9 protein-coding genes are annotated in these 9191 nt (G+C 73.7%); 5 read left to right on the top strand and 4 right to left on the bottom strand.

From position 1 onward, the window contains the following. Positions 1-244 precede the first annotated feature (244 nt). The gene (locus ABZ930_RS40805) at positions 245-937 is read right to left on the bottom strand and encodes an ABC transporter ATP-binding protein (RefSeq protein WP_361560495.1); all 693 of its coding nucleotides are present in this window, start codon (positions 935-937) and stop codon (positions 245-247) included. After that, positions 934-1995, bottom strand: coding sequence for an FtsX-like permease family protein (locus ABZ930_RS40800; RefSeq protein ID WP_361560492.1), 1062 nt, complete (start codon positions 1993-1995; stop codon positions 934-936). Before ABZ930_RS40800 ends, ABZ930_RS40805 begins: the two co-directional genes overlap by 4 nt. 136 nt (positions 1996-2131) lie before the next feature. Here ABZ930_RS40800 and ABZ930_RS40795 point away from each other — a divergent pair, with 136 nt between their 5' ends. Both ABZ930_RS40795 and ABZ930_RS40790 read left to right on the top strand, forming a co-directional pair. Continuing rightward, positions 2132-3328: a sensor histidine kinase gene (locus ABZ930_RS40795; protein ID WP_361560489.1), complete on the top strand. Its 1197-nt coding sequence runs from the start codon at positions 2132-2134 to the stop codon at positions 3326-3328. Beyond that, positions 3325-3951: a response regulator transcription factor gene (locus ABZ930_RS40790; RefSeq protein WP_361560486.1), complete on the top strand. Its 627-nt coding sequence runs from the start codon at positions 3325-3327 to the stop codon at positions 3949-3951. Before ABZ930_RS40795 ends, ABZ930_RS40790 begins: the two co-directional genes overlap by 4 nt. A 21-nt stretch (positions 3952-3972) precedes the next feature. Here ABZ930_RS40790 and ABZ930_RS40785 read toward each other — a convergent pair whose 3' ends face one another. Further along, positions 3973-4476, bottom strand: coding sequence for a universal stress protein (locus tag ABZ930_RS40785; protein WP_361560483.1), 504 nt, complete (start codon positions 4474-4476; stop codon positions 3973-3975). Between the two features lie 100 nt (positions 4477-4576). Here ABZ930_RS40785 and ABZ930_RS40780 point away from each other — a divergent pair, with 100 nt between their 5' ends. Next, complete coding sequence (locus ABZ930_RS40780) at positions 4577-6055, top strand: PLP-dependent aminotransferase family protein (RefSeq protein WP_361560480.1); 1479 nt, start codon at positions 4577-4579, stop codon at positions 6053-6055. A gap of 5 nt (positions 6056-6060) precedes the next feature. Here ABZ930_RS40780 and ABZ930_RS40775 read toward each other — a convergent pair whose 3' ends face one another. Continuing rightward, positions 6061-6381, bottom strand: a complete 321-nt coding sequence (locus ABZ930_RS40775) for a DUF5955 family protein (protein WP_361560477.1) — start codon at positions 6379-6381, stop codon at positions 6061-6063. Between the two features lie 208 nt (positions 6382-6589). Between ABZ930_RS40775 and ABZ930_RS40770 the strand changes: the two genes are divergently transcribed. Next, positions 6590-7192, top strand: a complete 603-nt coding sequence (locus ABZ930_RS40770) for a nucleotidyltransferase family protein (RefSeq protein ID WP_361560474.1) — start codon at positions 6590-6592, stop codon at positions 7190-7192. 199 nt (positions 7193-7391) lie between these two features. Further along, positions 7392-9014: a malate synthase A gene (aceB, locus tag ABZ930_RS40765; RefSeq protein ID WP_361560471.1), complete on the top strand. Its 1623-nt coding sequence runs from the start codon at positions 7392-7394 to the stop codon at positions 9012-9014. The last annotated feature ends 177 nt before the right edge of the window (positions 9015-9191 follow it).

Below are 9191 nucleotides of genomic sequence, written 5' to 3'. Positions count from 1 at the left end.
CGGCGACACGGACATCGTGCTCACCGGCGGCGTCGAGTCGATGACCCGCGCGCCGTGGGTCCTGCCCAAACCCTCGCGCGCCTTCCCCGCCGGAGCGCCTTCCCCTGGACGAGCGGAGCTCGTCTCAGGGGCGCGGGGAACTGCGCGAGAAGAGGCCACCGGCCCGCAGGTCGCAACGAACCCCGTGGGGCAGACGCAGGTCTTCAGGGGCGCGGGGAACTGCGCGACCAGCCCCCACCGGCCGTCACTCGGCGACGCTCCCCACTTCGGCCGAGGCAAGACGTCCGTCCACCATCTCGACGACCCGGTCGGCGACAGCCAGTTGCGCCCGGTCATGAGTGACCAGCACCGTCGCAACCCCCCGCGCCCGCGTGAGCCCGCCCAACAACTCCAGCACCGCGGCCCCCCGTTCATGATCCAGCGCGCTGGTCGGCTCGTCGACGAGGAGGACCTTCGGCTCGTTCATGAGGGCCCGCGCGATATTGACCCGCTGCCGCTGCCCGCCGGACAACTGATGCGGCCGCCGGTGGGCCTGCCCGGCGAGCCCCACGGCGTCCAGCAGCTCGACGGCCCGGCCCCGCACATCACGAGCGCGCCGCCCGCCCAGATGGGCCATCACCTGAAGCTGCTCGAGCGCGGTGAGCGACGGCAGCAGATTGGGCTGCTGGAAGACGATGCCGATGGCCCCGCGCCGCAGCCCGGCGGCGGCCGCGCGGCCGAGCCCGGTGGCCTCGGCGCCGCCGACGAGGACGCGCCCGCTGTCCGGGGTGACGAGCGTCGCCGCGACGGCGAGCAGGCTGGACTTGCCGGACCCCGACGGCCCGACGACGGCCGTGAGCCCGCCCGCCGGAACCTCCAGGCTCACCCGGTCCAGGGCGGTCAGCCGCCCCTCCCCGTCCGGATACGTCAGGGTGATGTCTTCGAGCAGCAGGGTCATCGGGCACTTCCGAGCGCGGTGAGGGGGTCGACGGCGGTGATCCGCCGGATGGACAGGGCGGCGCCGACGGCACCGAGGACGGTCATCACGACGGCCGGGCCGATCGTGGTCAGCGGCTCCATCACGAACGGCACGCTGTCCGGCACGAACGCCCCGATGAGGGCGGCGAGGCCGGTGCCGAGCGCGGTGCCGCCCACCAGCATGACGACGGCCTGGCCGAGCGCGTCCCGCAGCAGATGGCCGGTGGACGAGCCCAGCGCCTTCAGGACGGCGATGTCGCCGCTGCGCTGAATGGTCCAGATGGTGAAGAACGCGCCGATGACGAGCGCCGAGATGACGAAGAGGAAGCCGCGCATCAGTTGCAGCGAACCGTTCTCGGCCTGGTAGGACCCTATGGCCTCCAGGGCGCCGTCGACGGTGGTGGTGCGGGTCCCGGCCGCCCGGTCGGCGGCGGCGAGACCGGCGCCGGACGCGGTCGACAGGGCGACGACCGTGGCGCCGCCGGAGCGGGTGAGCTTCTGCCAGTCGGCGAGACCGGCCCAGACGACGGGCGTGTGGCTGTAGGAGGCGTCGCCCGAGACGGCGGCGACGGTGAGCCTCCCGGCGCCGAGCGCGACCGTGCCGCCGGCGCGCACCCCGAGTTCCCGCGCGGCCTTCTGCGACAGGATGGCGGTGCCGGGGGCGAGGTCGTCGGGCGCGAGACCGGAGTCGGGCCGCACCCCGAACGCGGAGACGGCGGCGGTCCTGCCGCCCGCCTCCGCGTTGAGGGTGCGGATGCCGATCGGCTCGGCGCCGCGCACGCCCGGCCGCGCGGCCAGCTCCCGCCACTGCCTCTCGTTGACGGCCGAGCCGGTGAAGGACACCGACTGGCCGGCGGCGGGCCGGGCGAACGCGATGTGGTCGGCCGGCAGCGCCGTCAGCGCGGACGTGTTGTCCCGCGCGAGCCCGGCGGTCAGCCCCGACAACAGCCCCACCAACAGCGTGATCAGTACGATCACGGTGCCCATGAGGGCGAACCTGCCCCGGGCGAACCGTAGATCTCTCCATGCGACGAACATGCCGTCCACCCTGCGGCCCGGCGGCCCGCCCGGGCATCGCGCCACAGCACACTTCACCCGAATCGAAGGACGCAGTCGGCTTTCAACCTTTCGGTTGACCGCTTCGAGGGATTGCCTCCGTACGCTGGTGAACGGTATGGATCCACGCTCCCTCACCCCCGTCCTGCGCGTGCTGCGCCTGTGTCTGCACCTGCTCACGGCGGGGCTGCTCGCCCTCGTCGTGGCGCGCGCCCTGACCGGGCGGACCGCCGAACCGGCCGCGGCGGTGGTGACCGCGGCCGCGGCGATGGGCGCGGTGTACGCGGCCGGTCCGCTGATCCCTGCCGTCCGGTCCACCCGCGCGGGCGCCGCCTGCTGGCTCGCCGTGCTCGGCACGGTCTGGGCGGTGCTGCTCGCCCTCTCCCCCGACGGCCTGTGGCTGGCCTTCCCCCTCTACTTCCTCCTCGTCCATCTGCTGCCCGCCCGCTGGGGCGTGCCGGCCGTGGCGGTGGCGGCGGGCGCGGCCATCGCCTCGTACGTCGGTCATGGCGCGCCGCTCAACGCGGGCGCGTTCATAGGGCCGCTGATCGGCGCCGCCGTCGCCGTCGCGACCGTGCTGGGCTACCAGGCCCTGTACCGGGAGAGCGAGAGCCGGCGCCGGCTCATCGAGGAGCTGATCGCGACCCGCGCCGAGCTGGCGGACGCCGAGCGCACCGCGGGCACCCTCGCCGAACGCGAGCGGCTCGCCCGCGAGATCCACGACACCCTCGCGCAGGGCCTGTCCTCGATCCAGCTGCTGCTGCGCGCCGCGGGGCGTGATCTGCCCGCGGAATCCCCCGCCGCCGCCCACATCGAGCAGGCCAGGGCGACCGCCCAGGACAATCTGGCCGAGGCGCGCCGTTTCGTGCGGGCGCTCAGCCCGCCCGACCTCGACCACGGCTCGCTGGCCGGCGCCCTGGAACGGCTCTGCGGGACCGTCCCCGGCGTCAGCGCCCGCTTCACGACGAGCGGGACCCCGCTCGCGCTCCCCGCCCCGTACGAGGTGGCGCTGCTGCGGATCGCCCAGTCGGCGCTCGGCAACACGGTGCGGCACGCGCACGCGCGCCGCGCGGAGATCACCCTCAGCTTCATGGAGACCTCGGTGACCCTGGACGTGGTGGACGACGGCGACGGATTCGACGCGGAGCGGGCCGTCGCGGACGACAGCGGCCAGGACGGGGGTTTCGGGCTGCCCGCGATGCGGGCGCGGGTGCGGGCGCTCGGCGGCACGTTCACCGTCGAGTCGGCGCCGGGCCAGGGCACGGCCGTCGCCGTCACCCTGCCGGTGCCGCTGTCCGCCGGGGGTGGCGCGTGATCCGCCTGCTGCTCGCCGACGACCATCCCGTCGTCCGGGCCGGGCTGCGGGCCGTCCTCGACGCGGAGCCCGACTTCGAGATCGTGGCGGAGGCGGCGTCGGCCGAGCGGGCGGTGGCGCTGGCCGCTTCGGAGCGGGTCGACGTGGTGCTGATGGATCTGCAGTTCGGGGCCGGGATGCACGGCTCGGCGGCGACGGCGCTGATCGCGGCGGTCGCGGGCGGGCCGCGCGTGCTGGTGCTCACCACGTACGACACCGACGCGGACATTCTGGCCGCCGTGGAGGCCGGGGCCTCCGGGTATCTGCTGAAGGACGCGCCGCCGGAGGAACTGGCGGCGGCCGTCCGTACCGCCGCCGCGGGGCGCTCCGCGCTGGCCCCGGCCGTGGCGCTCCGCCTGATGGACCGGATGCGGGCGCCCGGTGAGGCGTTGAGCAAACGGGAGCTGGAGGTGTTGCAGCTGGTGCGGGACGGGCTGTCGAACGCCGAGATCGCCCGTCAGCTGTTCCTGAGCCAGGCCACGGTGAAGTCCCACCTGGTGCACGTGTACGCCAAGCTCGGCGTGGATTCCCGCACCTCGGCGGTGGCCGCCGCCATCAGCAGGGGCCTGGTTCGTCCCCGCTAGGGGCGCAGGCGTGTCCGCGGGTCATCTGTGGTTGCTCGCGCAGTTCCCCGCGCCCCTGGCGGGGCTCAGGAGAGCCCTCAGTTCGGCTCGGGGGACCTTGCGCACGGGGACGGTCAGGATCGGGCACCAGGCGTGCCGACGGGTGTACCGGTGCACGGGGCCCCGGTGGCCGCCGATCACCAGGAGGTCGGACGGGCCGGCGGCCAGGCCGACCAGCACCGGACCAGGACGCCCCCGCACCACCCGGAGGGCCACGTCCAGGTCGGGCGGCAAGCCCCCCACCGCCTCCTCGAAGGCGCGGGCCAGCGTGGCGCGGGCCTCGGCGTGCCAGTGGCGGGCCCAGGCGTGATCGGGCCAGCGGGAGTACAGCTTCTCCCCCTCGGGCGGCTCCCAGGCCACGACGGCGACCAGCGCGCGGCCCGACCGACGGGCCTGGTCCACCGCGGAGCGCACCGCGGCGAGGCTCGCCGGGGAACCGCTCACTCCGACCACCACCCGGCCGGCCCCGAACCCGTCGTCGTACATCGCACGCCTCCTCTGCGCCACCGGGCCACTTCTCCTCGGCCACTGTCCGAGTCTGTACGCTGATTGGCCTGGACAGCAGGGCCAATACCGGAGATGTGGCATGGCGGGAGAAGCAGTGGTCCGCACTATGGACAGTCTCGGCAGTCGGCGGCTCGCCGAGCTGGTGACCGCGACGACGGCCGGGCGGCGGCCCGGCTACCGCGCGCTGGCGCAGGGCGTGCGGACGCTGCTGCTCGACGGACGGATCCCGCTGCGCACGCGGCTGCCCGCGGAGCGCGAGTTCGCGACGGCGCTCGGGGTCAGCCGGGCCACCGTCACGGCCGCCTACGACCTGCTGCGGGAGAGCGGGTACGCGCACAGCAGGCGCGGCTCGGGGACCTGGACGGAGCTGCCGGAGGGCGCACGGCCGACGAGCGTCCCCACCGTGGCCGCCGGGGACGGGGTGATCGACCTGGCGATCGCGGCGCCGGGCGCGGTGACCGAGGAGCTGACCACCGCGTACGCCGAGGCGGCGCCGGACGTGGCGCGGCACGCGGCGACGCCGGGCTACCACCCCTTCGGTCTGCCGGAGCTGCGGGCCGCGATCGCCGACCGGTACTCGCGGCGCGGGCTGCCGACGCTGCCGGACCAGATCCTCGTCACGAGCGGCGCCCAGCAGGCCGTGTCGCTCACCCTCACCCTGCTGGGCCGGCCCGGCGACCGGATCGCGGTGGAGAACCCGTCCTACGCCAACGCGCTGTCCGTGATCCGGCGGCTCGGGCTGCGGACGGCCCCCGTGCCGGTGACCGAGGACGGGTGGGACGTCGAGCTGTTCGCCGCGACGCTGCGGCAGTCGGCGCCCCGGCTCGCGTACCTCATCCCGGACTTCCAGAACCCGACGGGCCGTCTGATGCCTCCGGAGCAGCGCCGGCAGCTGATCGCGGCGGCGCGGGCGACCGGCACCTGGCTGGTCGTCGACGAGACGGTCGCGGACATCGGGCTCGACACCCCGACCCCACCGCCGTTCGCGTCGCTGGCCGGATCGGGCGGCGGCGAGCAGATCGTCACCGTCGGCTCGCTGAGCAAGGGGCACTGGAGCGGGCTGCGGGTGGGATGGGTGCGCGCGGGCACCCGGCTGATCACCGAGCTGACGGCGCTGCGGGTGACCGCCGACATGTCGGGGTCGGTCCTCGATCAGCTGGTGGCCGGGCGGCTCATCGACCGCGAGGCCGAGGTGCTGCGCCGCCGGCTGCCCGTACTGCGCGCGCAGCGGGACCATCTGGCGGACGCGCTGACGCGTGAATTCCCCTCGTGGAGCTGGGCGTTGCCGCCCGGCGGGATGTCACTCTGGGTCGATCTGGGCCGCCCGGTCGCCTCCGCGCTGTCCCGGGCCGCGCTGCGGCACGGGGTGCGGATCGAGGGCGGGTCACGGTTCGGCGCGGATCCCGGGACGTTCGAGCACCGGCTGCGCTTCCCGTACACACAGCCGGTGGACGTGCTGGACGAGGCGGTACGCCGGATCGCGGCCTCCGCGGACCAGTGGCACGGCGGGATCGGCGGGTCCGGCGACGATCCGGGGCGGCCGCACTGGGTGGCGTGACCGGCTCAGTTCCTCGACGGTGGCGCGGTGCCGAACAGCTCGACGGCGCCGCGTACTTGGGACAGCGCCCCGGACAGCGCGCTCACCGAGCCGATCGCCCCCGCGACCAGCAGCAGCGACCTGCGCAGCCGTGGCACTTCGGGCCGTCCGCCGCCCGCCATGGCGTCCAGGGCCGCGAGTTCGTCCTCGGCGATCCCGCGGTCGGCGAACTCGACCGGATGGGCGGCCAGTTCACGCCGCAGCCGGGACACGGCCGTACGCAGCCCCGCCACCCGCGGATCCTCGTCGCTGCCCGTCACAACTCTCTGCTCCACGCTCCGCAACACAGCTCTCCCCCTCGCACCTCGTCGTGCGTCTCCCGCTGTCCCGCGCCCCACGGTGGTCAGTCGTGCAACTCGGTTTTGAGGCCGCCCAGTTAACGCCACACCGGCCCGTCCGCGCCAGTCCGTTGCGTAGAGCAACTTCATTCGGACGGGCCGTGCCGCACGGCAAGCCCGAGCCGCCGACGGAGGCCGTGTGCGGTATGCAGGGACCATGACGACGACAGACTCAGGCGCGGTCGCGGGACTGCTGCTCGCGGCCGGGGGCGGGCGGCGGCTCGGCGGCCGCCCGAAGGCCCTGCTGCCGCACGACGGCCGGCCGCTGGTGGAGCACGCCGTACAGATCCTGCGCGCGGGGGGATGCGGGCCGCTGCACGTGGTACTCGGGGCGGCGGCCGACGACGTACGGGAGCGGGCGGCACTCGACGGGTGCGTGCTCGTGGACAACCCCGGCTGGGCGGACGGCATGGGTTCGTCGCTGCGGGCCGGGCTCGACTCGCTCGCCGGGACGGGCGCGGCGGCCGCGCTCGTCCTGCTCGTCGACCAGCCCGGCATCGGGTCGGCCGCGGTGGCCCGGGTCCGGGAGGCGTTCCGCTCGCCCGCGTCCCTGGCGGCGGCCGCGTACGACGGGGAGCGCGGGCACCCGGTGCTCTTCGGCCGTGACCACTGGGCCGGGATCGCCGCGAGTGCGAGCGGCGACCGCGGGGCACGCGCCTACCTCAAGGAGCACGCGGCGGCGGTGGAACTCGTGGAGTGCGGGGACATCGCCGAGGCGTACGACATCGACACGGAGGCCGACCTCCGGCACCTTCGGTGAAGGGGGTGGCACTGAGCGCCACGGTCTGTCGACCCGGAGAATCTCGACATCAACAAACCATTGAACTTCCACAATGAGGAAACTAGTATCCACTGATCAGAAGGGCCGGTCCCCCGAAACGGGGCCAGCAGCCGTACCCAGGCGCGCCCGGCACCCCGTGCCGACGCCCGCGCCCGCTCGCTGAAGGAAGTGACAGTTCATGTCCGCACCAGCGCCGTCCCCGCTGGCCATCGTCGACGCCGCGCCCCTGCCCCGGCAGGACGAGGTGCTCACCGACGCGGCCCTCGCCTTCGTGGCCGAGCTGCACCGGCTGTTCACGCCCCGGCGTGACGAGCTCCTCGCCCGCCGCGCCGAGCGCCGCGCCGAGATCGCCCGCACCTCCACGCTCGACTTCCGCCCGGAGACCGCCTCGATCCGCGAGGACGACACCTGGAAGGTCGCCGAGGCCCCGGCCGCGCTGAACGACCGCCGGGTCGAGATCACCGGCCCCACCGACCGCAAGATGACGATCAACGCCCTGAACTCGGGCGCGAGGGTCTGGCTGGCCGACTTCGAGGACGCCTCGGCCCCGACCTGGGAGAACGTGATCGGCGGCCAGCTCAACCTGACCTCCGCGTACAGCCGCTCCATCGACTTCACCGACGAGCGCACCGGCAAGTCGTACGCGCTCAAGGACGCCGACCAGCTCGCCACGGTCGTCATGCGCCCGCGCGGCTGGCACCTGAACGAGCGCCACCTGGTCGACGCCGACGGCAAGGCCGTCCCCGGCGCCCTCGTCGACTTCGGCCTCTACTTCTTCCACAACGCCAAGCGCCTCATCGAGCTCGGCAAGGGCCCGTACTTCTACCTCCCGAAGACGGAGTCGTACCTGGAGGCCCGCCTCTGGAACGAGATCTTCGTCTTCGCGCAGGACTACGTCGGCATCCCGCAGGGCACCGTCCGCGCCACCGTCCTCATCGAGACGATCACGGCCGCGTACGAGATGGAGGAGATCCTCTACGAGCTGCGCGACCACGCCTCCGGCCTGAACGCGGGCCGCTGGGACTACCTGTTCTCCATCGTCAAGAACTTCCGTGACGGCGGCCAGAAGTTCGTGCTCCCGGACCGCAACCTGGTCACGATGACGGCCCCCTTCATGCGGGCGTACACCGAGCTCCTCGTGCGCACCTGCCACAAGCGCGGCGCGCACGCGATCGGCGGCATGGCGGCCTTCATCCCGTCCCGCAAGGACGCCGAGGTCAACAAGGTGGCGTTCGAGAAGGTCCGCGCCGACAAGGACCGCGAGGCGGGCGACGGCTTCGACGGTTCCTGGGTCGCGCACCCGGACCTCGTCCCGATCGCGATGGAGTCCTTCGACAAGGTGCTGGGTGCGAACCCGAACCAGAAGGAGCGCCTGCGCGAGGACGTCTCCGTCGCCGCCGGTGACCTCATCGCCATCGACTCGCTCGACGCCAAGCCCACCTACGACGGTCTCGTCAACGCCGTCCAGGTCGGCATCCGCTACATCGAGGCCTGGCTGCGCGGTCTCGGCGCCGTCGCCATCTTCAACCTCATGGAGGACGCGGCCACCGCCGAGATCTCGCGCTCGCAGATCTGGCAGTGGATCAACGCGGGTGTCGTCTTCGCGGACGGGCAGACGGTCACCGCCGACCTGGCCCGCAAGGTCGCCGCCGAGGAGCTGGCGGCCATCAAGGCCGAGATCGGTGAGGAGGCCTTCGCGGCCGGCAAGTGGCAGCAGGCCCACGACCTGCTCCTCCAGGTCTCCCTGGACGCCGACTACGCCGACTTCCTGACGCTCCCGGCGTACGAGCAGTTGGGCTGATATGTCGAGCGCGGCTTGAGTGTGGCTGGTCGCGCAGTTCCCCGCGCCCCTGAGGCATGCGCTTCGCGCAGCCTCCCCTGAAGGCCGCTGGGGCTGCGCACCCCGTCCATCGTCCGCGGGTCCGGATACAAACCCGCAGGCCCCGCCGGGAACTCCCGCAGTTCCAGGATGCCGGTA

Source organism: Streptomyces sp. NPDC046716 (assembly GCF_040645755.1).
Classification (GTDB): domain Bacteria; phylum Actinomycetota; class Actinomycetes; order Streptomycetales; family Streptomycetaceae; genus Streptomyces.
This window is presented reverse-complemented; position numbering and strand designations above follow the sequence as displayed.